General features: G+C 24.0%; 30 protein-coding genes and 1 pseudogene. 14 read left to right on the forward strand and 17 right to left on the reverse strand.

Annotation, left to right across the window (positions count from 1 at the left end; translation table 4 throughout):
- The first annotated feature begins 213 nt into the window (after nucleotides 1-213).
- From ACQH26_RS10255 to ACQH26_RS10275, 5 genes are all read left to right on the forward strand, one after another.
- Nucleotides 214-1,002 (forward strand): exonuclease domain-containing protein, encoded by a 789-nt coding sequence (locus ACQH26_RS10255; protein ID WP_425382444.1) that lies wholly within the window; start codon nucleotides 214-216, stop codon nucleotides 1,000-1,002.
- A 160-nt stretch (nucleotides 1,003-1,162) separates the two neighbouring features.
- Complete coding sequence (locus tag ACQH26_RS10260) at nucleotides 1,163-1,291, forward strand: hypothetical protein (protein ID WP_255495891.1); 129 nt, start codon at nucleotides 1,163-1,165, stop codon at nucleotides 1,289-1,291.
- Between the two features lie 285 nt (nucleotides 1,292-1,576).
- Nucleotides 1,577-3,460 (forward strand): tRNA uridine-5-carboxymethylaminomethyl(34) synthesis enzyme MnmG, encoded by a 1,884-nt coding sequence (mnmG, locus tag ACQH26_RS10265; protein ID WP_425382445.1) that lies wholly within the window; start codon nucleotides 1,577-1,579, stop codon nucleotides 3,458-3,460.
- A 263-nt stretch (nucleotides 3,461-3,723) separates the two neighbouring features.
- Nucleotides 3,724-4,513 (forward strand): IS5 family transposase gene (locus tag ACQH26_RS10270; protein WP_425382012.1). Its coding sequence is split into 2 segments (ribosomal slippage): nucleotides 3,724-3,984 and nucleotides 3,986-4,513, totalling 789 coding nucleotides; the frame shifts between segments, so codons are not numbered across the junction.
- 69 nt (nucleotides 4,514-4,582) lie between these two features.
- Nucleotides 4,583-4,813, forward strand: a complete 231-nt coding sequence (locus ACQH26_RS10275; protein ID WP_425382446.1) for a hypothetical protein — start codon at nucleotides 4,583-4,585, stop codon at nucleotides 4,811-4,813.
- A 71-nt stretch (nucleotides 4,814-4,884) separates the two neighbouring features.
- Here the strand turns inward: ACQH26_RS10275 and ACQH26_RS10280 are convergent, their stop codons facing one another.
- The 3 genes and pseudogenes from ACQH26_RS10280 to ACQH26_RS10290 all read right to left on the reverse strand — a co-directional run bounded on the left by ACQH26_RS10280 (nucleotide 4,885) and on the right by ACQH26_RS10290 (nucleotide 6,492).
- Nucleotides 4,885-5,169 carry a transposase gene (locus ACQH26_RS10280; RefSeq protein ID WP_425383120.1) on the reverse strand — a complete coding sequence of 95 codons (285 nt, stop codon included), beginning with the start codon at nucleotides 5,167-5,169 and terminating at the stop codon, nucleotides 4,885-4,887.
- Nucleotides 5,139-6,258 (reverse strand): annotated as a pseudogene (locus ACQH26_RS10285) (IS3 family transposase). Before ACQH26_RS10285 ends, ACQH26_RS10280 begins: the two are co-directional and overlap by 31 nt.
- Nucleotides 6,259-6,297: 39 nt before the next feature.
- On the reverse strand, nucleotides 6,298-6,492 hold the full coding sequence (locus ACQH26_RS10290) for an IS630 transposase-related protein (protein WP_425382447.1): 195 nt from the start codon (nucleotides 6,490-6,492) through the stop codon (nucleotides 6,298-6,300).
- Nucleotides 6,493-6,729: 237 nt separating this feature from the next.
- On the opposite strand from ACQH26_RS10290, the gene ACQH26_RS10295 reads away from it, so the two are divergent.
- The 5 genes from ACQH26_RS10295 (at nucleotide 6,730) to ACQH26_RS10315 (ending at nucleotide 10,985) form a co-directional block, all read left to right on the forward strand.
- Complete coding sequence (locus ACQH26_RS10295; RefSeq protein WP_425382448.1) at nucleotides 6,730-7,743, forward strand: alpha/beta hydrolase; 1,014 nt, start codon at nucleotides 6,730-6,732, stop codon at nucleotides 7,741-7,743.
- 70 nt (nucleotides 7,744-7,813) lie between these two features.
- Complete coding sequence (locus ACQH26_RS10300) at nucleotides 7,814-8,908, forward strand: FAD-dependent oxidoreductase (protein ID WP_425382449.1); 1,095 nt, start codon at nucleotides 7,814-7,816, stop codon at nucleotides 8,906-8,908.
- Nucleotides 8,848-9,264, forward strand: a complete 417-nt coding sequence (locus tag ACQH26_RS10305) for a hypothetical protein (RefSeq protein WP_425382450.1) — start codon at nucleotides 8,848-8,850, stop codon at nucleotides 9,262-9,264. Before ACQH26_RS10300 ends, ACQH26_RS10305 begins: the two co-directional genes overlap by 61 nt.
- Before the next feature lie 33 nt (nucleotides 9,265-9,297).
- On the forward strand, nucleotides 9,298-9,561 hold the full coding sequence (locus tag ACQH26_RS10310; RefSeq protein WP_425382451.1) for a hypothetical protein: 264 nt from the start codon (nucleotides 9,298-9,300) through the stop codon (nucleotides 9,559-9,561).
- Nucleotides 9,562-9,830: 269 nt separating this feature from the next.
- The gene (locus tag ACQH26_RS10315) at nucleotides 9,831-10,985 is read left to right on the forward strand and encodes a cation:dicarboxylate symporter family transporter (protein ID WP_425383121.1); all 1,155 of its coding nucleotides are present in this window, start codon (nucleotides 9,831-9,833) and stop codon (nucleotides 10,983-10,985) included.
- A 26-nt stretch (nucleotides 10,986-11,011) separates the two neighbouring features.
- On the opposite strand, the gene ACQH26_RS10320 is transcribed toward ACQH26_RS10315, so the two are convergent.
- The 10 genes from ACQH26_RS10320 to ACQH26_RS10365 form a co-directional block, all read right to left on the reverse strand.
- A complete protein-coding gene (locus ACQH26_RS10320; RefSeq protein WP_425382452.1) occupies nucleotides 11,012-11,377 on the reverse strand; it encodes a hypothetical protein in 366 nt (121 codons plus the stop codon).
- 230 nt (nucleotides 11,378-11,607) lie between these two features.
- Nucleotides 11,608-12,096 carry an IS630 family transposase gene (locus ACQH26_RS10325; protein WP_425381862.1) on the reverse strand — a complete coding sequence of 163 codons (489 nt, stop codon included), beginning with the start codon at nucleotides 12,094-12,096 and terminating at the stop codon, nucleotides 11,608-11,610.
- 40 nt (nucleotides 12,097-12,136) lie between these two features.
- A complete protein-coding gene (locus ACQH26_RS10330; protein ID WP_425381863.1) occupies nucleotides 12,137-12,496 on the reverse strand; it encodes a helix-turn-helix domain-containing protein in 360 nt (119 codons plus the stop codon).
- An 840-nt stretch (nucleotides 12,497-13,336) separates the two neighbouring features.
- Nucleotides 13,337-13,825, reverse strand: a complete 489-nt coding sequence (locus tag ACQH26_RS10335) for an IS630 family transposase (protein ID WP_425382269.1) — start codon at nucleotides 13,823-13,825, stop codon at nucleotides 13,337-13,339.
- A gap of 40 nt (nucleotides 13,826-13,865) precedes the next feature.
- A complete protein-coding gene (locus ACQH26_RS10340) occupies nucleotides 13,866-14,225 on the reverse strand; it encodes an IS630 transposase-related protein (protein ID WP_425382453.1) in 360 nt (119 codons plus the stop codon).
- Between the two features lie 127 nt (nucleotides 14,226-14,352).
- Entirely contained in the window at nucleotides 14,353-14,841 is a 489-nt protein-coding gene (locus ACQH26_RS10345) for an IS630 family transposase (RefSeq protein ID WP_425382141.1), read from the reverse strand.
- Nucleotides 14,842-14,881: 40 nt separating this feature from the next.
- Entirely contained in the window at nucleotides 14,882-15,241 is a 360-nt protein-coding gene (locus ACQH26_RS10350) for a helix-turn-helix domain-containing protein (RefSeq protein WP_425381863.1), read from the reverse strand.
- 127 nt (nucleotides 15,242-15,368) lie between these two features.
- Nucleotides 15,369-15,857 (reverse strand): IS630 family transposase, encoded by a 489-nt coding sequence (locus ACQH26_RS10355; RefSeq protein ID WP_425382141.1) that lies wholly within the window; start codon nucleotides 15,855-15,857, stop codon nucleotides 15,369-15,371.
- Nucleotides 15,858-15,897: 40 nt separating this feature from the next.
- The gene (locus ACQH26_RS10360) at nucleotides 15,898-16,257 is read right to left on the reverse strand and encodes a helix-turn-helix domain-containing protein (RefSeq protein ID WP_425381863.1); all 360 of its coding nucleotides are present in this window, start codon (nucleotides 16,255-16,257) and stop codon (nucleotides 15,898-15,900) included.
- Between the two features lie 117 nt (nucleotides 16,258-16,374).
- Nucleotides 16,375-16,557 (reverse strand): hypothetical protein, encoded by a 183-nt coding sequence (locus tag ACQH26_RS10365; RefSeq protein WP_425382258.1) that lies wholly within the window; start codon nucleotides 16,555-16,557, stop codon nucleotides 16,375-16,377.
- 302 nt (nucleotides 16,558-16,859) lie between these two features.
- On the opposite strand from ACQH26_RS10365, the gene ACQH26_RS10370 reads away from it, so the two are divergent.
- Nucleotides 16,860-17,480 carry an NUDIX domain-containing protein gene (locus tag ACQH26_RS10370; protein WP_425382256.1) on the forward strand — a complete coding sequence of 207 codons (621 nt, stop codon included), beginning with the start codon at nucleotides 16,860-16,862 and terminating at the stop codon, nucleotides 17,478-17,480.
- A gap of 12 nt (nucleotides 17,481-17,492) precedes the next feature.
- Nucleotides 17,493-17,795: a hypothetical protein gene (locus tag ACQH26_RS10375; RefSeq protein ID WP_425382255.1), complete on the forward strand. Its 303-nt coding sequence runs from the start codon at nucleotides 17,493-17,495 to the stop codon at nucleotides 17,793-17,795.
- 185 nt (nucleotides 17,796-17,980) lie between these two features.
- Here the strand turns inward: ACQH26_RS10375 and ACQH26_RS10380 are convergent, their stop codons facing one another.
- Nucleotides 17,981-19,219, reverse strand: a complete 1,239-nt coding sequence (locus ACQH26_RS10380) for an IS256 family transposase (protein WP_425383069.1) — start codon at nucleotides 19,217-19,219, stop codon at nucleotides 17,981-17,983.
- A 98-nt stretch (nucleotides 19,220-19,317) separates the two neighbouring features.
- Between ACQH26_RS10380 and ACQH26_RS10385 the strand changes: the two genes are divergently transcribed.
- Both ACQH26_RS10385 and ACQH26_RS10390 read left to right on the forward strand, forming a co-directional pair.
- A complete protein-coding gene (locus ACQH26_RS10385) occupies nucleotides 19,318-19,530 on the forward strand; it encodes a hypothetical protein (protein ID WP_425382454.1) in 213 nt (70 codons plus the stop codon).
- 116 nt (nucleotides 19,531-19,646) lie between these two features.
- Complete coding sequence (locus ACQH26_RS10390; protein ID WP_425382455.1) at nucleotides 19,647-19,886, forward strand: hypothetical protein; 240 nt, start codon at nucleotides 19,647-19,649, stop codon at nucleotides 19,884-19,886.
- 1 nt (nucleotide 19,887) lies between these two features.
- Here the strand turns inward: ACQH26_RS10390 and ACQH26_RS10395 are convergent, their stop codons facing one another.
- The 3 genes from ACQH26_RS10395 to ACQH26_RS10405 all read right to left on the reverse strand — a co-directional run bounded on the left by ACQH26_RS10395 (nucleotide 19,888) and on the right by ACQH26_RS10405 (nucleotide 22,201).
- Complete coding sequence (locus ACQH26_RS10395; RefSeq protein WP_425382307.1) at nucleotides 19,888-20,367, reverse strand: IS630 family transposase; 480 nt, start codon at nucleotides 20,365-20,367, stop codon at nucleotides 19,888-19,890.
- A gap of 40 nt (nucleotides 20,368-20,407) precedes the next feature.
- Nucleotides 20,408-20,704 carry an IS630 transposase-related protein gene (locus tag ACQH26_RS10400; protein WP_425382456.1) on the reverse strand — a complete coding sequence of 99 codons (297 nt, stop codon included), beginning with the start codon at nucleotides 20,702-20,704 and terminating at the stop codon, nucleotides 20,408-20,410.
- 376 nt (nucleotides 20,705-21,080) lie between these two features.
- Nucleotides 21,081-22,201, reverse strand: a protein-coding gene (locus ACQH26_RS10405) for an IS3 family transposase (protein ID WP_425381867.1) whose coding sequence is annotated in 2 segments (ribosomal slippage) — nucleotides 21,081-21,931 and nucleotides 21,931-22,201 — 1,122 coding nt in all. Because the reading frame shifts where the segments join, the coding sequence is not laid out codon by codon here.
- Nucleotides 22,202-22,278: the final 77 nt, after the last annotated feature.

Genomic DNA, 22,278 nt, shown 5'->3' on the forward strand with positions numbered 1-22,278 from the left:
GTCAACAATATAATATTTTATTCATAATATAATTTATAAAAATAATATTAAGTTAGTTGTTAAAGAATAATAATTAATTAATGAATTTTGCAAAAAATGAAGTTTTATAAGTAAAAATATAGTTACTCTAACTTATCAATGTTATAATTTATCAAAGGAATAACTAATATTAATTTATGAAAATTTAGATAGAAAGGTGCTATTGCCATTAATATGTTTTTTAAAAGTGTAAAATTTAAGAAGACAAATGATGATTTTGAAACAGATGATAATTCTGAATCAAAAGGTAATATAGAAGGAAAACAAGAAATAATTACACCTTTTAAACAGTATAAAAGTAAAGATAGTAAAAATCTTTTTGCTAAAAAAATGTTATTAAAAAGAAAGCAATCAAAATTAAATAGTAAGAAAAAATTTAGTGTTCATGATTGAGGGATTGATAATACTAATTATGTTTTTATTGATTTTGAAATTGCAAATTCGAATAAAACAAGTGCTTGTCAATTAATTATGATAAAAGTAACACAAGGTAAAATTGTCAAAACTTATAGTTCGTTAATTAAACCACATCCCGAAGAATTTACTTTTTCTCATGTTCATGGAATTACAAGTGAAAGCGTATCTTTAATGTCAAATTTTAAAGAATTATGAGTAGACATCGTTGCCTTTTTTACTGAAAATACTGTTGTTATTGCTCATCATGCTAATTTTAACATTAATATCTTAAGATCATTAATTAATCATTATGATTTAAAATGTCCTAATTTTTTTTACATTTGTTCAGTTAATTTATTTAGAATAACATATGATTATCCTAATAACCGTTTAAGTGCTCTTGCTCATAGTAATCAAATTAAATTTGAACATCATGATCCATTGGCAGATGTTACCACTTTACATAAATTAATTAATATACATTTCAGTAAACATTACCATTTAAAAACTTTATGTAATAATCTTAATATTAAAATGGAGAGATTATTTGGTGATTCTTTATCTTAATTAATATAAGATGTATTTTTATATATAAAAATACTTTTTAAGTTTAAAGGTATAGTAAATAAAAATTTGCAAATTTAAAAATTAACATTATAATTATACTTATGTAGGGATATTAAGATAAATTATTTAAGTCAAATTGTATACAAAAGAGGTTACAGTTATGGAAAAAGAAATAGATGTTGCATATGTTTTATCACCATTGGATACAGTCACTAATGTTAATGACAAAAGTGTCTTTTCAATAAAAACACATCTTGTGCTAATAAATAAAATACTTAAAAGTAAGTAATTACTGATTTTAAATTAGTATTAATGATTATTAATTAAAACAGTTGCTATTTTTAGGTGCAACACTAATTCTTTAAATAATATTTATATCTTGTATAAAATATAATGAATTATAATCGAGAAGATTATTAACTAAAATTCAATTTTTATTAAATAAAAATCTAAAAAGTACATGAATATTTTGCTTATTTATGATAACATTACTAAAGAAATTAAAAATAAAATTTCTTATTTTTGATGTTATTAATTTTGATATGTAATATTTTATGAAATGGAGGTGAAATCAATGGAATATGACTATGAAATTATTGTAATTGGTGCTGGTCATGCTGGTGTTGAAGCGGCATTATCTTCTGCCCGAGCAGGTCATAAAACTGCTATTATTACTCTTGATAAAACTAAAATTGCATTAATGCCATGTAATCCTTCTATTGGTGGACCCGCCAAAGGAGTTGTGGTTCGTGAAATTGATGCACTTGGTGGCGAAATGGCTAAAGCAGCAGATGCTACTGCTTTGCAAATGAAACTATTAAATCATTCACGTGGTCCAGCAGTTTGAGCTATTCGTGCTCAATCTGATAAAATTGCTTATTCACAATATATGCAAAATGCAATAAATAAACAAGAAAATTTAACAATTTTAGAAGTTATGGTACAATCATTAATAATTGAAAAAAACACCGCTAAGGGTGTTATTTTAGAGAATGGCGAAAAAATTACAAGTGAAATTGTGATTTTAACTACTGGCACTTATATGACAGCTTTAACTTTACAAGGTCATAATAAGAAATCAGAAGGACCAGATGGTCAAAGAACAAGTAATGGTATTTCTGAACAATTAAAAATTGTAGGCTTTAATATGATACGTTTAAAAACAGGAACACCACCTCGTATTAAAAAAAATAGTATTGATTTTGACAAAACTAATATTGAACTAGGTAGTGATTTACCTTTAGCATTTTCACATGAAACTAAAAATTTTTTACCATTAGCAAAACAATTACCTTGCTATTTACTTTATACAAATGATAAAACTCATACCATTATTAATAATAATTTAGATAAATCACCAATGTATAATGGTGAAGCACAAGGTACTGGACCACGTTATTGTCCAAGTATTGAGGATAAAGTAGTACGTTTTGCTGATAAGCCTCGTCATCAAATTTTTTTAGAGCCAGAATCACTTGCTTTGGATTCAATTTATGTCCAAGGTTTTTCAACATCGATGCCAATTGATGTGCAAGATAAAATGTTGAGAACGTTACCTGGTTTAGAAAATTGTGAAGTATTAAAATGAGCATATGCTATTGAATATGATGCTTTTGAACCAACACAATTATGACCAACATTGGAAACTAAATTAATTAAAAACTTATTTAGTGCTGGTCAAATTAATGGTACTAGTGGTTATGAAGAAGCAGCGTGTCAAGGTTTAATGGCCGGAATTAATGCACATTTAAAAATAAAAAAAGAAAAACCATTAATTTTAAAGCGTGATGAAGCATATATCGGAGTTTTAATTGATGATTTAGTAACAAAAGGAACAGTTGAACCTTATCGTTTATTAACTTCTTTAGCTGAACATCGTTTATTATTACGAAATGATAATGCTCAAACAAGATTAATTAAATATGGTTATCAAGTTGGCTTAGTTAGTGAACAACGTTGATCACAATTTAATATTCAACAAACATTAATGTCTAATATTGTTGAAAAATTAAAAACTATTAAAGTTAGTCCCAATTCAGAAGTTGCTAAGTATATCATTAATAATAATTTAGGTCCAATTCCAGATAATCATATTATTGCTTATGAATTATTAAAACGTCCAGGTGTCAAATTATCAATGTTTACTTCACAGTTACCTTTAATAAATGATTTACAATATCATGAATTAATGGAATTAGAAATTACAATTAAATATTCAGGGTATATTAATCAACAACTAAAAATGGCGCAACAAACTAATAGTTTAGAAAAAAAACAAATTCCTAGTGATATTGATTATGATTTAGTAGAAAGTATTACTGGTGAAGCTAGAGAAAAATTAAAGCGTGTTAGACCATTAACAATTGGTCATGCTACAAGAATTTCTGGTGTTAGTCCTGCTGATATTCAAGTTTTATTATTTTTTTTAAAGCGCAAATATCCAAATTTAAATATTTAATAAATTAGCGATTTTTTAATTAAGTTCGCTAATTTTATATATTAAATATTTTATTTGCATTTTAAAGTTTAAAGAAGATTTTGATTTGTGATGACCAAAAAAAATAAACAATAATAAAAATCGTAAATCTGAAACAATGACCCAGATTTAAGGGGTGATAAATTTATGAATAATGAAAAACAAAAAGAGTATAAGAACCTGTTTAGAATCTTTTCGAAAATAATGTAAAATGATTATATATTTTAAAATCAGAGGTATATATTATGCATAAAAATTATCCAAGTCATGTCACCAAAGAACAATTTGAGAACATAAAATCAATTTTAGAAAATAGCAAAAAGAAAACAAAACCAAGAAGTTTAGATTTATATGAAGTATTTTGTGCAATTTTATATGTATTAAAAAGTGGTTGTCAATGAAGAATGCTACCAAAAAATTTTCCAAAATGACAAACTGTATATTATTATTTTCAAATTTGAAGTAAAAATAACGGTAAAGAAGCTAGTGTATGGCAATTAATTTTAAAAAAAATTGGTTAAAAAAGTTCGTATCAACAATAATCGCAAAGAACAAACTAGTTTTTGTATAATTGATTCGCAAAGTGTTAAAAATACAGATACTACTGAAAATAAAGGTTATGATGCTGGTAAAAAGATTTCAGGAATAAAGCGTCATATTATTGTTGATTCTCAAGGTTTACCACATGCAATTTACATAACCACAGCAGAAAAAACAGATCGTAATAGCGCTATAATAATGATTGAAAATGAAAAAGAAAATCTTTCTGCAGTTCAAAAAATAATAGTAGATGCTGGTTATACTGGTGAAAAATTTGCTTCTGAAATCAAAACAATCATAAATGCAAATGTTGAAATTATAAAACGCAATGAACTACATACTTTTGTAGTATTACCAAAAAGATGAATTGTAGAACGAAGCTTTGCTTGATTAGAAAAATACAGAAGATTATGAAAAAATTGTGAAAGAAAACTAAATACTAGTTTACAAATGGTTGTTCTTTCCTTTATTTCAGTTTTATTAAAAAGATTCTAAACAGGTTCTAAGAAAAAGTGATATCAAAAAAATAAAAAAAGAATACAAGAATATGCTCAAAGGCCAGAAGTGAAGACAAAAAAGCAAAAATATGAGCAAAAATCTGAGGTAAAAGCAAAAAAGAAAAAATATGACCAAAAAAGATATCAAAAAACTAAAAAAACAAAACAAAAATTACAATTTAATAATAATTATCAAAAAGAAGTAATGGTAAATGCAATCAACAAATTAGTTGATGAATATCCTCCTGCTGCACATGTTTTAAGTGAAAATCAAAAAATTTGAAAATCTTATTTATAAAATAGAAATAAATTAAAAAAATGAATTGATAAAAAATAAATCTAATTCTTTTTCATGTAAATCATATATAGCTAACTAAAGTAATGTTTACTCATATCTTGAAAAACAAAATCAATCGCTTTTTTAATATTTGGTCAATAATTTGGTAATATTTTTCTTATATTATGTTTTATAGCAAATCAAAAATGTTCAATTGGATTTAAATTAGGAGAATATGGCGGAAGAAATAATAGTTTGCATCCAGCATTTTCAATTAATTGTTGTGTTAATTTAGATTTATGAAACGTTGCATTATCTAAAACTGGAATGGCAACACTTTTTAGGACTATTTTTTGGTAGACATTTGTTTTTGATAATTAACTGGAGTTAAGTAGTTTAAAGTGCTGTGGATTCTTATGTTGTTGTATCAATTGATGTAATCAAATAATTCTAATTTTAATTGGATTAATGATCTAAAATTTTTATCATTAATAAATTCAGTTTTGAAAGTTTTAAAAGTTGCTTCAGCAACAGCATTGTCATAAGGACAACCTTTTTTGCTTAAAGAGCGAGTAATATTGAATGCTAGTAAAAGTTTATCAATAATTTTATTATTAAATTCATTACCACAATCACTATGAAATATTTGAATATCTTTTAAACAGCGATTTGATTGCATAAATGCTTGATGTACTAATAAGGCATCTTTTCTAGTACCTACATATGTCCAATAATTTCGCGGTTAAATAGGTCAATTAATAAGCAAATATAGTTTCATTTACCATTAACTTGAACATAAGTTAAATCACTGACAATAACTTCATTTTTAAGCCTATTATTAAAGTTTCTATTCACAAGATTAGTGATTTTTTCATCATTTACTTTGTTATTATGATTTTTGAATGATAATTTAGTGTATTTTGATATTAAATTATGCTTATTCATAATTTCTTTAATTTTTCGTCTTGATAAATAAATTTCTTGGTTTTCTAATATTACTTTTAATCTTCTTGTTCCATAAACACATTTATTTTCTTTAAAAGCACTAATAATAGCTTCATCATAAATATTATTTTGAATTTTATTTTCTTTTTTCTTTAAATTAAAATAATATGTTGATTTAGAAATTTTTAAAAAATGACACATTGTGCGAATTTTATATTTAAACTTATTGTTTGTAATAATTTCTATTTTCTGCCTATTATTAGTGCTGCTTGCTTTAAAATATCATTTTCCATTCGTAATTGTTTTAATTCTTTTCTTAATTTAATTAATTCATTTTCTTCAACAGAACGATTATCTTTAGCTTTAAAACTACCTGAATTAGTAAATTGCTTAATTCAATTATAAGTAGCTGCTCTTGTAACATTATATTCTTTAGCAAGGTAAGATACTGATTTGCCGCTTTGATATAAAGCTACTATTTGTTTTTTAAATTCATCGGTATATGAATTAATATTGGCCATAATTATAGTTCCTTTCTTTCAACTAATTTGTTCACTTGTCTACGTAATTAGTGTCCAATAAAGTGTAACCCATCCATAGTTTATATGCCCAGTTTCTTTTTTTCTTTTTCTTCATAAAAATAAAGTCTTTCTAGTGATATTGAACACTTTACAAATTTCTTTAATTTTCATATTTTTACTTTCATAAGCTTCTATTACTTTTCTTCGTAAGTCTTCACTGTATGGTTTTGGCATAATTTAATCTTCCTAATCTATTTTAATTATTGCTGAATTGTACTTTTAAATTCAAAAACTGTTTAAATTACATATTATTATTTTACATTATTTATGAGTAAATATTACTTTAGTTAGCTATATATTAAATTTATACCTTATAAAAAATACAAAAAATATATTCGTTGTAAACCAAAACCAACAATACTAAATAACATCGACTATTAAAATGTATGACCTAAAATGTGAGGAAAACTAATGAAACAAAGTAGTATTAATAGAATAAAATTAAGACAAAAAGTTAATATAAATTCAATTGAAATGTTTAAAGCATGCTTGCAATATAATTCTCAATTTCAACCGAAAGTTAAAATTGAATTAGCAAAATGGCCAATGTATTTTGAATATTGAGAATACCTAGAAAAACATGAAAATATAATTCCTTTTTCAATTAAAACATCAATTGACAATTTAACATTATACGGTAATTTTTTAAAAAGTCCCCTTAAAAATGAAAATAATAATAAAACAATAATTTTATTACACGGAATAACTAATACAAGATTTTGAATATTTAAACAGGCTTTCATTTTTTTACGTGCTGGCTACAATGTTATTTGATATGATGCTCGTAACCATGGTGAAAGTGATGCATCACCAACAACTTTTGGTTTAAAAGAATCACAAGATTTACAAGACATTATTGAATACTGTTGTAAAACATATAAACAAGAAACTACTGCTTTAGGATTATATGGTTTTTCATTAGGTGGCGCAACAGTAGTAATGTGAAGCAATTTATATGCAAAACATAAAATTAATCAAAAAATAAAATTCATTATTTCTGATTGTACATTTAGTCGCTTAGATCGTACGTATAGTGAAAAACTATACAATTATGCTTTCTTACCTACTAATTTAATGCTGAAATTAAGTCGTAAAAAAGCACAAAAAACATTTGGTGTCGATGGTTTACAAGAAATACAACCAATTAAATATTTAAAACTAATACCTGATATGCCAATGTTATTTCTTCATGGTCAAAATGATCACTTTATTAACTACACTAATGCTAACGAATTATTTCAAGAAAAAATTCGATATGAAATACCAAAAAAAAGTTCATTATACACTATCCTTGATGCTAACCACGGTCAAAGTTTTTTAATTGGTGATTTAGACCACACAGTTGTTAATGAATATAATTTAGTAACTGATAAAGGTATTAGTGACACTACTTTAGAATTTGTTGAAAAATGAATCAATACTTAAGATAAACACTATTAATTGATATTTTTATTAAATATATATTATAATTAATGAGAGTGGAGCGATGATAAAAATGAAAATTAAAGTTATTATTATTGGTGCTGGCGCGACTGGGATGGGAGTTGCGAGTAAATTATTACGTAGTGAAAAAAATAGTGATAAAAATTTTGATATCCATGTTTATCAAGAAAAAAACTATATTTCACTTGGTGCTTGTGGTATTCCTTATTATATTGCTAATGAATTTAAAGATAAAAAACTTTTAAATGATTGTACAAAAAAAGATTTTTCAGAAAAAACTAATAATAAAAATAAAATTAAAATTCATTTAAATCAAAATGTTATTAAAGTCGATACAGCAAAACAAGAAATTCATGTCAAAAAAACAACAGACGATAAAACTAAAGCAAAAGTTGTATCTTATCATGCCTTAGTTATTGCAACAGGAGCCAAACCAAAAATTCCGCCACCTTTTAGTCATGGTATTTTACCACATAATGTTTATAATGTTTTTACTAAAGAAGATGCTATAAATCTAAAAAAAGCAATGAAAAATGCTAAAAAAATAGTTATTATTGGTGGTGGATTCATTGGCATGGAAATGGCAGAAGCATGCTTAAAACAAAAAAAAGATGTCACAATCGTTGAAATGAAAGATCGATTAATGGCAGACGTTGTTGATAAAGAATTTAGCCAATTAATTTATGATGAACTAACCAAAAAAAATATTAATCATAAAACTAAATCAAAAAACGATGCCACTATTTTACTAAACTATCAAGTTGAAGAACTAATGATGACTCATAATAATGTTAATGATTTGCGTTTAAGAAGTGTAAGTGATAAAAAAAATGGAAAAACAATACCTTGTGACTTAGTAATACTAGCAGTTGGTTTTGAACCAAATACGAATTTTTTACAAAATAGCAACATTGAATTAAATAAAAATAAAGCAATTATTATTAACGAATTCTGTCAAATTCCTTCTAAAGAAAATGTTACAAAAAAGTTTTCAAATATGTATAGTGGTGGTGATTGTGCACAAATATATAGTGTCAATTTGATAAATCATCAATATATGTTCCCTTGGCAACTAATGCTAATAAAATGGCACGTATTATTGCTGATAATATTAAAAACCCAGAACATAAATATCCAGGAACTTTAGGATCAAGTATTTTACGTGTTGGTAATTTAGAAATAACAAAAACTGGTAGTTTTGATACGATTGATAAAAATAAAATTGGTAGTGTTTATATTAAAGATTATGATCTACCAAGATACTTAAAACAATCTCGTCCTTTATACTTGAAACTATTTTATGATAAAACAAATTTCCAATTACTGGCAGCACAAATGGCAGGCTATAATCATGCCACATTAAGAATTAATGCTCTTGCTACTGCCATTTGAAATAAAATGGACATCCGTGATTTACAAAATTTAGATTTAGTTTATTCACCTCCTTTTGCTCGTACTAGTGATATTATTCATATAGCAAGCAGAAAAGTAACATCGTCATAACCTATAAAAAATAAAAAGAATGAGGTAGCAACTATGACAACTCTTAGTAATGACAATATTAACTTATTAAGAGACTTTGTTGGTATTTCACACTGACAAAGTCTAATCGGGATAATTGTCTTTTTTAGTATTATCCTAGCACTTTCTATTTTTATTAAAAAAACTAAACCTAAATTTCCAATTCGTATTTTTACTGGAATGGGATTAGGACTAATTTTTGGTATTACTATCCAAGCTATTACTGGTTTTAATAGAGTCATAACATTACTTATCCTAACTTACCTGGAACACCAATAAAAACTAATCCTGACTTATATACCCTGAGTTGCAGAAATTGTACACTGAATTGAATTATTAAAAACTATTTTTATTATTGGTATTACTATGTTAACTATTCCATTAGTATTTTTAGCTATTGCTAGAATTACTAGTAAAAAAAATAGTAACTCAAAAACAATAACTAAAGTTTCAGGAGTTGGTATTACTATTTTATTAATAAATGTGGCTATTGCTTTTACTATTCCTTTGGACTAGGAATTACTTTTAAAATTGGCCAAGGTTTTAATTTAACTGATGGTGGTAGTTACGATAAAACTACTGCCAAAACAATTCCCGAAATTATCATTAGTTACGTTCCCAGCAGCTTAATTGGTGTTTTTACTCAAACATTAATTATTCCAATCATTGTCCTTGGTGCTTTAATTAGATTTGCAATTAAAAAACTAACTAAGCATAATGAAGAACGAATGGACAAAGCAAGAAACACTTTAGAAACAATGTGAAAAATTATTATTTCAATATTAATGATGTTTATTAAAATTATGCCATTTGCTGTTATGAGTATGCTAGCAACAGCAATTATTAATCAACCAATTGGTGCACTTGCTAATATTGGCATTATTATTGGAGTTGCTTATTTAGCACTACTTATTACTTTCTTATGACATTTATTATCATTATATTTATTTGGTATTAATCCTTATCGTTGATTATTAAAAGCACAGAAACCAATTATTGCTGGTTTTACAACTCAGTCTTCTAATGCCGCTTTACCAATTGCTATGAATACCTTAAAAGAAGATTTAAAAGTGAAAGAAGAGGGTAGTGATACAGTAATGCCGCTTTCAACAACAATAGGTTTAAGTGGCTGTGCTGGAGTGCAAGCTGGCATTATTTTATCTTTCTTATGATTTAGTGTTATCCTTCCTGGTAATTTCCCCAACTGAACAATTGCTATTTTATTTATTAATGGCTTAATTGTAACATTAGTTGCTTCATTAGGAATTGCGGGAGTACCAGGAACTGCTGCTGTTGTAACAGCTGGTGTTTTAGGTGGTCTTGGTTTTGGTAGCTATTATGCTGCTGTTTATGGTATTATTGGTGCTTTAGATGGTTTATTTGATATGGGCAGAACTGCAGTTAATATTTCTGGTGGTTTACAAGCTACTGTTATTGCTTCTCGTAATCAAGAATTAATTGAAGATGAAAAACTTTTATTAAAAAAATACCCTTTTAGGGGTTTACACATTTTAACAAAGAAAGTTGGAGCCAAATTGTTAATTAGATCTGAAAAAAATGATAAGATTCAAGCATTAAAAAAAGATACTAAAGTTAAAATTGAAGCATTAAAAAAAGTAAAAAATAGTGAGAATGATATTAAATTTTTAAAAGAGCAGTTAAAAAAAGATATTAAAGCAATTAAAAGTGGTAAAGATATCTAATTTCCAATTATTATCTAAATAAATTTTTAGTAATCTATTTCATAAAGATATCACAAAACTAAATATATAGTAGAAATTAAGTGAGGAAAATAACTAATTTTTTGATATGGACTAATAAAAATTAATTGATGCGCTAATATATTTCTACCTTCAATAATACCTTTTATTAAAGGACTCTTATAAAATCTTAATGTATAATCATTATCCTTTGAAAAACCTCATTCAAATTTTTTTTGATTAACTTTTGCTTTTTTAATTTCTAATTCATTAAAATTAGTTTTATTGGAAATTAAAAAATTTAATTTATTAAAAATAAATATTAAATTTCCTTTAACTTCAAAAAAAATACTACTAAAAAATCAATTATCTTGTAAAAAGTTTAAACTTTCCATTAAAATATTAAAATTATCTTTTAAATTAATTTCTATAACTTCTAAATAATATTTATTTATTTCATTTCAAAACAATTTTTCTAAATCTTCATATTGTTTTTTTGTTTTTATTAAATCTCATAATTTCATTAAAGAAATTTTTTTATTAACTCCATTTTCATTAATAAAAACGAATCTATTTCATATTTCTCTATTTTCAAAGAGAAATTTTTCAACATATTTATATATAGCTAACTAAAGTAATGTTTACTCATATCTTGAAAAACAAAATCAATCGCTTTTTTAATATTTGGTCAATAATTTGGTAATATTTTTCTTATATTATGTTTTATAGCAAATCAAAAATGTTCAATTGGATTTAAATTAGGAGAATATGGCGGAAGAAATAATAGTTTGCATCCAGCATTTTCAATTAATTGTTGTGTTAATTTAGATTTATGAAACGTTGCATTATCTAAAACTATAATTTGTCCACGCTTTAATACTGGAATTAGTTTATTTTTAACATATGATTCAAAAATTTTACTATTGCAATGTCCTTCAAATGCTCATAAGGCTTTTAATTTACCTTTATTTAGTGAACCAATTATACTCATTCTCTTTATTTTATATGCGGGTTTATTATCAAATAATCTTTTACCTTTTTCAGATCAACCATATTTATAAAATTCATTATCATCAATTCCAGATTCATCAATATATACTAAATCTTCATTCATTATTTTAGCTATTTCTTTTAAAAAATCTTCTTGTTTATTTTTATCTCTTTGTTCATATAGAAAAGTTTTTTTTATATGTATAATTTAGTTTTTTAAAATAGTTATAAACTGTTTCTTTAGTCATATTTCCAAATTTATCAATTACTTTTTGAACTGTAACATCTTTATTTTCTGCTAAATAATTTTTTAATTCATCTAAATCCTTTATTTTGTGGCTATGTCCTTTTTGATAATTCAAAATTGGTTTTATATGCCCAGTTTCTTTTTTTCTTTTTCTTCATAAAAATAAAGTCTTTCTAGTGATATTGAACACTTTACAAATTTCTTTAATTTTCATATTTTTACTTTCATAAGCTTCTATTACTTTTCTTCGTAAGTCTTCACTGTATGGTTTTGGCATAATTTAATCTTCCTAATCTATTTTAATTATTGCTGAATTGTACTTTTAAATTCAAAAACTGCTTAAATTACATATTATTATTTTACATTATTTATGAGTAAATATTACTTTAGTTAGCTATACTTTATCTTTAATTTTATTTTTCAAAAATAAAATCTCTATTCTATTAGAGTAATTTATTTGGGCGGTTGTCAAATTTACGAAATAATTAATTATCATATTAGTAACTTGTTTCCAAAAATGAATTATTGCAAAATAATGAAAAAATAGACAAAATTACTCTCTTTAACCCTTAAATTTAAATTTATATTCGACGTATTTTAAAAATATACATTTAAAAAAAATAAAAATTATTCTCAAAGTTATTAGAACCTGTTTAGGATCTTTTTTGATTAATTTTTAATAAAATTTATATTATAATGGTTATTTTATAATAAAAAATAGATTTTTAGTCGATAAGTTTTCAAATGATAAAATCTTTTTAACAAAAAAATGAAAAAGAAAATAAATTATTGGTTAAGTACCTATTTATAAATGATTATTTCTTGTTTTAGTTAAATTCTATTAAAAAGATCCTAAACAGGTTCTTAAGGAAAAGACAAGAAATAATCTTGTCTTTTTTTGTAATTGTAAAATTTTAAAATTTTTAATAACCCTCTTTAATACTATTATCAACACGTGTTAGGGAATTAAAAAAGTGAACTACAACACAGTTGTTAAAAATAGTAGCTAGAGCATGTGGACTTGCATGGATAAATAATAAGTGGAGTGATACCTAATAAAATATACTAACCATTAATGGTAATTCTTGGGGTGGGAGCGAATTGGAAACTAGTATAGCTAACTAAAGTAATGTTTACTCATATCTTGAAAAACAAAATCAATCGCTTTTTTAATATTTGGTCAATAATTTGGTAATATTTTTCTTATATTATGTTTTATAGCAAAGCAAAAATGTTCAATTGGATTTAAATTAGGAGAATATGGCGGAAGAAATAATAGTTTGCATCCAGCATTTTCAATTAATTGTTGTGTTAATTTAGATTTATGAAACGTTGCATTATCTAAAACTATAATTTGTCCACGCTTTAATACTGGAATTAGTTTATTTTTAACATATGATTCAAAAATTTTACTATTGCAATGTCCTTCAAATGCTCATAAGGCTTTTAATTTACCTTTATTTAGTGAACCAATTATACTCATTCTCTTTATTTTATATGCGGGTTTATTATCAAATAATCTTTTACCTTTTTCAGATCAACCATATTTATAAAATTCATTATCATCAATTCCAGATTCATCAATATATACTAAATCTTCATTCATTATTTTAGCTATTTCTTTTAAAAAATCTTCTTGTTTATTTTTATCTCTTTGTTCATATAGAAAAGTTTTTTTTATATGTATAATTTAGTTTTTTAAAATAGTTATAAACTGTTTCTTTAGTTATATTTCCAAATTTATCAATTACTTTTTGAACTGTAACATCTTTATTTTCTGCTAAATAATTTTTTAATTCATCTAAATCCTTTATTTTGTGGCTATGTCCTTTTTGATAATTCAAAATTGGTTTTATATGCCTAGTTTCTTTTTTTCTTTTTCTTCATAAAAATAAAGTCTTTCTAGTGATATTGAACACTTTACAAATTTCTTTAATTTTCATATTTTTACTTTTATAAGCTTCTATTACTTTTCTTCGTAAGTCTTCACTGTATGGTTTTGGCATAATTTAATCTTCCTAATCTATTTTAATTATTGCTGAATTGTACTTTTAAATTCAAAAACTGTTTAAATTACATATTATTATTTTACATTATTTATGAGTAAACATTACTTTAGTTAGCTATATATGGCTAACTAAAGTAATGTTTACTCATATCTTCAAAAACAAAATCAATCGCTTTTTTAATATTTGGTCAATAATTTGGTAATATTTTTCTTATATTATGTTTTATAGCAAATCAAAAATGTTCAATTGGATTTAAATTAGGAGAATATGGCGGAAGAAATAATAGTTTGCATCCAGCATTTTCAATTAATTGTTGTGTTAATTTAGATTTATGAAACGTTGCATTATCTAAAACTATAATTTGTCCACGCTTTAATACTGGAATTAGTTTATTTTTAACATATGATTCAAAAATTTTACTATTGCAATGTCCTTCAAATGCTCATAAGGCTTTTAATTTACCTTTATTTAGTGAACCAATTATACTCATTCTCTTTATTTTATATGCGGGTTTATTATCAAATAATCTTTTACCTTTTTCAGATCAACCATATTTATAAAATTCATTATCATCAATTCCAGATTCATCAATATATACTAAATCTTCATTCATTATTTTAGCTATTTCTTTTAAAAAATCTTCTTGTTTATTTTTATCTCTTTGTTCATATAGAAAAGTTTTTTTTATATGTATAATTTAGTTTTTTAAAATAGTTATAAACTGTTTCTTTAGTCATATTTCCAAATTTATCAATTACTTTTTGAACTGTAACATCTTTATTTTCTGCTAAATAATTTTTTAATTCATCTAAATCCTTTATTTTGTGGCTATGTCCTTTTTGATAATTCAAAATTGGTTTTATATGCCCAGTTTCTTTTTTTCTTTTTCTTCATAAAAATAAAGTCTTTCTAGTGATATTGAACACTTTACAAATTTCTTTAATTTTCATATTTTTACTTTCATAAGCTTCTATTACTTTTCTTCGTAAGTCTTCACTGTATGGTTTTGGCATAATTTAATCTTCCTAATCTATTTTAATTATTGCTGAATTGTACTTTTAAATTCAAAAACTGTTTAAATTACATATTATTATTTTACATTATTTATGAGTAAATATTACTTTAGTTAGCTATATATAGCTAACTAAAGTAATGTTTACTCATATCTTCAAAAACAAAATCAATCGCTTTTTTAATATTTGGTCAATAATTTGGTAATATTTTTCTTATATTATGTTTTATAGCAAATCAAAAATGTTCAATTGGATTTAAATTAGGAGAATATGGCGGAAGAAATAATAGTTTGCATCCAGCATTTTCAATTAATTGTTGTGTTAATTTAGATTTATGAAACGTTGCATTATCTAAAACTATAATTTGTCCACGCTTTAATACTGGAATTAGTTTATTTTTAACATATGATTCAAAAATTTTACTATTGCAATGTCCTTCAAATGCTCATAAGGCTTTTAATTTACCTTTATTTAGTGAACCAATTATACTCATTCTCTTTATTTTATATGCGGGTTTATTATCAAATAATCTTTTACCTTTTTCAGATCAACCATATTTATAAAATTCATTATCATCAATTCCAGATTCATCAATATATACTAAATCTTCATTCATTATTTTAGCTATTTCTTTTAAAAAATCTTCTTGTTTATTTTTATCTCTTTGTTCATATAGAAAAGTTTTTTTTATATGTATAATTTAGTTTTTTAAAATAGTTATAAACTGTTTCTTTAGTCATATTTCCAAATTTATCAATTACTTTTTGAACTGTAACATCTTTATTTTCTGCTAAATAATTTTTTAATTCATCTAAATCCTTTATTTTGTGGCTATGTCCTTTTTGATAATTCAAAATTGGTTTTATATGCCCAGTTTCTTTTTTTCTTTTTCTTCATAAAAATAAAGTCTTTCTAGTGATATTGAACACTTTACAAATTTCTTTAATTTTCATATTTTTACTTTCATAAGCTTCTATTACTTTTCTTCGTAAGTCTTCACTGTATGGTTTTGGCATAATTTAATCTTCCTAATCTATTTTAATTATTGCTGAATTGTACTTTTAAATTCAAAAACTGTTTAAATTACATATTATTATTTTACATTATTTATGAGTAAATATTACTTTAGTTAGCTATAATTGAGAAATTATTTCTTTACAAGTATTTTTATTTTTAAAAATAAAACAAAATTTTCTAAATTTACGATAATAAATATTAACTTTATTAATATTTTTATCATTTTTATACTTTTCTACAAATTTGTTAAATTTATAATCAAATTTAGTAAAATCAGCACTATTAATTAAATATTTCATTTTAAACTACACCTCAACTAATAATATAAAGTTATAAAAACTTTTATTAGTCCAAAAAGTGTGTCTAATCTACATATTTAATTAAAGATTTGATTTGCAATCAAAAATTAAATATGATAAAGTTAAATTATAAAAATTGAATACTAAAATAGGTACACTCGCGAAATTATTATAGACCTATCTAGTTTTTTTATTTTATTCTTCTTTTTTTGTAAGTAAGGAAAATTAAAAATAATTTGAGTTGTAACCTATGATGTTACAATTTTTATTTTTAAAAATACTTTGAAAGGAAGATTTTTTTTATGAATAAAGAATATTTAAAAATTATAGAAGTTGAATTTATGCATGGAGTAGAAGAACCTTGATGCAATAACCAAGGTGTTGCTATATTACCCTATGTTTTAAAAGATAATGAATATCATTATTTATTAACTAAAGAATACAACCCGTTGTTTAAAAATAAACAGATTAGTCAGTACAGTACTATCACTGGTGGTTTAGAAAAGCATAGTCATTATCAAACTGTAATTCAAGAAATGTTAGAAGAAACTGGTATTGATGTTAGAAATGAAAAAACTAAAATTCATTATTTAGGAAAACATTATGCAAATAAGTCAAGTACGAAATTATGATATTTTTATGGAATTGATTTGTCTAAATTAGATTTAGATTTAACTGCAACCTATAAAGGAAAAAGTGATAATACAGTTGGTGAAAAAGAAATTAGTGCAAGATTTGTTAATGAAAAGCAATTAAACAAATCAAATGACGCTTTAAGTTTAGCTACTTATGGCAAATTAAATTTAAAAAATATGATTAATTTTGATAATAGCATAAATCAAAAATTAGATATGATTTTACAAATTTTAAGTGAACAAAAAAATAATACTGATAAATCTAACGAAATATCTTGAAAAGATTAGGAGGAGAAAATTATGCAATTAACAAATAATGAGCAAGAGCTTTTATCAAGTTATCAAAATTGATTAAAGAAGTATAATTTAAGTAGCTATTGTAATGCTTATTTTATTTTTAAAACTTCGATGTTGGTGTTTCAAGTATGAAATTTACAAAAAATTATTAGTGAAACCATTTGATTAAAAAATGATAATGAAAAATGACAGTTTTATATTAAAAATTTAGGAGAAAAATTTAGTAAATATTTTTCATTAGAAGAAATTTTGAAAATTGAAAAAGATTTTGTTTTGAAAACTTTTAAAGAAAAGCAGAATTTGTAAACAATATGGAACAATGTATAATAATATAGTGTTTAAACAAATATAAAGCGTTGAATTTAAGAATATGAATACAAAAACCATTCATATTCTTAAACATCGCTAAAAACAGCAAATATGAGCGAAATAAGGGATGGTAATTATGAGAGGCTTTTATGTAATCTGTGTATCTTTGTTTTACAAAGTTACTAGTTCAGATTAATTCTATCTTCAAATTTTATCATAAAATGAGCAATTGCTGTATTTCAATTTTGAATGGGCATTGTTCATTTTTTTGTTATATTTTCAATTGCTAAGTAAAATATTTTGAAAACTGCCATATCATTAGGAAAAACTTTTTTATTTCTGATAACTTTTCGTAATTGACTATTAACAGATTCAATAGCATTTGTAGTATAAATCACTCTTTTAATTTCTGGTGGATAACTAATAAAAACCATTAAATTATCTCAATTTTTATATCAAGATTTAGTAATTTGCGGATATTGTTTATTTCATTTACTTTCAAATGATTCTAAAGCTTGCATTGCTTGTTCTTCACTACATGCACTATAAATTGGTTTTAAATCTGCAACTAAGGTTTTTCGATGTTTGTATGAAACATATTTTAAACTATTTCTAATTTGATGAACTATGCATAATTGATGTTCAGTTTTAGGATAAACTGCTTGTATTGCTTCTGACATGCCTGTTAAATTATCACTACAAGCAATCAAAATATCATTTAAGCCTCGATTTTTCATTTCTGTAAAATTAGCTAGTCAAAATTTAGAACCTTCATTTTCACTAATTCATAAACCTAAAACATCTTTTTTGCCTTCTAAATCCACTCCTAATGCTATATAAACTGATTTGTTAATAATGCGTTTATCTTGCCGTACTTTAACTACTATACAATCAAAATAAACAATAGAATAAATACTTTCTAATGGTCGATTTTGCCACGCCTTGACATCATCTATCACATCATCAGTAATTTGACTAATAACACTTTCACTAATATCTGCACCATGATATAACTCTTGCAACTGCATTCTAATATCTGATAAAGTCATTCCTTTGGCATATAGTGAAAGAACTTGTTGATCAAAGCCATCAAATCTTCTCTGTCTTTTTGCAACTATTACAGGAGTAAAATCACTATTACGATCTCTTGGTACATTAATTTCAATTTTACCTTGTTGAGTTATTAATTTTTTTGAACTTATACCATTACGAGCATTTTCACTATTACTATGTTGATTTTTTTCATACCCTAAATAATTTTGCATTTCAGAATTTAACATCTTTTCTACTAATCTTTTTGTTAATTCTTTATATAATCCTCCTTCTTTAAATACTGTTGTTAAATCTTCAGTATTTTCTAGTAATAAATCTACTGCTTTTGATATTGGATCATTATTATTAATACTTTGTTTTTTAGCCATCTGTAACTCACTCTTTCTAGTCATTTAATTATATTTACTAGAATTAATTAAACATAGTTATTTTTGTAAGTTACACAGATTACTAAACATTACCAATTATGAATCAAAATTTTTCAGAAAAAAATATCATATTATTAGAAAATATAGTATTAAAAATTATTGGTTATGGAGTTGCTGGTATTTTGTGTGTACTTGGAATTATAACTATGGCCAGTCACGTATATTTAAAATTACCTTATCCAGATTGATTGATTATTGGTTTAGTTTCTACAATAATTTGTTCACTTGTCTACGTAATTAGTGTCCAATAAAGTGTAACCCATCCAGATGATATGTTTATCTTGCAACTAATAATAGATTTAAAAGTATAGAAATTGAAATAAAAGATGCACCAACAATTGATAGTTTACAAAAATTATTATTAGATATGTTAAGTTATACATATAACTATAATAGAAATTTCGAAGGTGCAGATTATGATGATAAAGGTAAACCAAAAAATAAAATAGCAGAATTAAGAAAAAAATTTGAAGGTCAAAAACCCGATGAAGTAATTACCAACTTATTTAGGCAATGAGAGTTAGATTATCCAAATTATGTTAATTTATCACAAGTTAAAATATTTAAACAAATATTTACTATGTTATCAAAATATATAGCTAACTAAATTAATGTTTACTCATATCTTGAAAAACAAAATCAATAGCTTTTTTAATATTTGGTCAATAATTTGGTAATATTTTTCTTATATTATGTTTTATAGCAAATCAAAAATGTTCAATTGGATTTAAATTAGGAGAATATGGCGGAAGAAATAATAGTTTGCATCCAGCATTTTCAATTAATTGTTGTGTTAATTTAGATTTATGAAACGTTGCATTATCTAAAACTATAATTTGTCCACGCTTTAATACTGGAATTAGTTTATTTTTAACATATGATTCAAAAATTTTACTATTGCAATGTCCTTCAAATGCTCATAAGGCTTTTAATTTACCTTTATTTAGTGAACCAATTATACTCATTCTCTTTATTTTATATGCGGGTTTATTATCAAATAATCTTTTACCTTTTTCAGATCAACCATATTTATAAAATTCATTATCATCAATTCCAGATTCATCAATATATACTAAATCTTCATTCATTATTTTAGCTATTTCTTTTAAAAAATCTTCTTGTTTATTTTTATCTCTTTGTTCATATAGAAAAGTTTTTTTTATATGTATAATTTAGTTTTTTAAAATAGTTATAAACTGTTTCTTTAGTCATATTTCCAAATTTATCAATTACTTTTTGAACTGTAACATCTTTATTTTCTGCTAAATAATTTTTTAATTCATCTAAATCCTTTATTTTGTGGCTATGTCCTTTTTGATAATTCAAAATTGGTTTTATATGCCCAGTTTCTTTTTTTCTTTTTCTTCATAAAAATAAAGTCTTTCTAGTGATATTGAACACTTTACAAATTTCTTTAATTTTCATATTTTTACTTTCATAAGCTTATATTACTTTTCTTCGTAAGTCTTAACTGTATGGTTTTGGCATAATTTAATCTTCCTAATCTATTTTAATTATTGCTGAATTGTACTTTTAAATTCAAAAACTGTTTAAATTACATATTATTATTTTACATTATTTATGAGTAAATATTACTTTAGTTAGCTATATTTATTCATCATTATCAATAAATAAAGGATTAAATGATGATAATAAAATTTTATTGCCATATTATTTTGAATTACAATCAGGTCCAATACAACCTAGCGAAAATGATATTTGACAGTATAAAGATATAAAAGTAATATTAAAATCTGTATATTTTGATTTTACATATATGGAATGGCAACACTTTTTAGGACTATTTTTTGGTAGACATTTGTTTTTGATAATTAACTGGAGTTAAGTAGTTTAAAGTGCTGTGGATTCTTATGTTGTTGTATCAATTGATGTAATCAAATAATTCTAATTTTAATTGGATTAATGATCTAAAATTTTTATCATTAATAAATTCAGTTTTGAAAGTTTTAAAAGTTGCTTCAGCAACAGCATTGTCATAAGGACAACCTTTTTTGCTTAAAGAGCGAGTAATATTGAATGCTAGTAAAAGTTTATCAATAATTTTATTATTAAATTCATTACCACAATCACTATGAAATATTTGAATATCTTTTAAACAGCGATTTGATTGCATAAATGCTTGATGTACTAATAAGGCATCTTTTCTAGTACCTACACTATGTCCAATAATTTCGCGGTTAAATAGGTCAATTAATAAGCAAATATAGTTTCATTTACCATTAACTTGAACATAAGTTAAATCACTGACAATAACTTCATTTTTAAGCCTATTATTAAAGTTTCTATTCACAAGATTAGTGATTTTTTCATCATTTACTTTGTTATTATGATTTTTGAATGATAATTTAGTGTATTTTGATATTAAATTATGCTTATTCATAATTTCTTTAATTTTTCGTCTTGATAAATAAATTTCTTGGTTTTCTAATATTACTTTTAATCTTCTTGTTCCATAAACACATTTATTTTCTTTAAAAGCACTAATAATAGCTTCATCATAAATATTATTTTGAATTTTATTTTCTTTTTTCTTTAAATTAAAATAATATGTTGATTTAGAAATTTTTAAAAAATGACACATTGTGCGAATTTTATATTTAAACTTATTGTTTGTAATAATTTCTATTTTCTGCCTATTATTAGTGCTGCTTGCTTTAAAATATCATTTTCCATTCGTAATTGTTTTAATTCTTTTCTTAATTTAATTAATTCATTTTCTTCAACAGAACGATTATCTTTAGCTTTAAAACTACCTGAATTAGTAAATTGCTTAATTCAATTATAAGTAGCTGCTCTTGTAACATTATATTCTTTAGCAAGGTAAGATACTGATTTGCCGCTTTGATATAAAGCTACTATTTGTTTTTTAAATTCATCGGTATATGAATTAATATTGGCCATAATTATAGTTCCTTTCTTTCAACTAATTTGTTCACTTGTCTACGTAATTAGTGTCCAATAAAGTGTAACCCATCCAG

This window comes from Spiroplasma endosymbiont of Melieria omissa (assembly GCF_964031175.1).
GTDB classification, from domain to species: domain Bacteria; phylum Bacillota_I; class Bacilli_A; order Mycoplasmatales; family VBWQ01; genus Spiroplasma_E; species Spiroplasma_E ixodetis_A.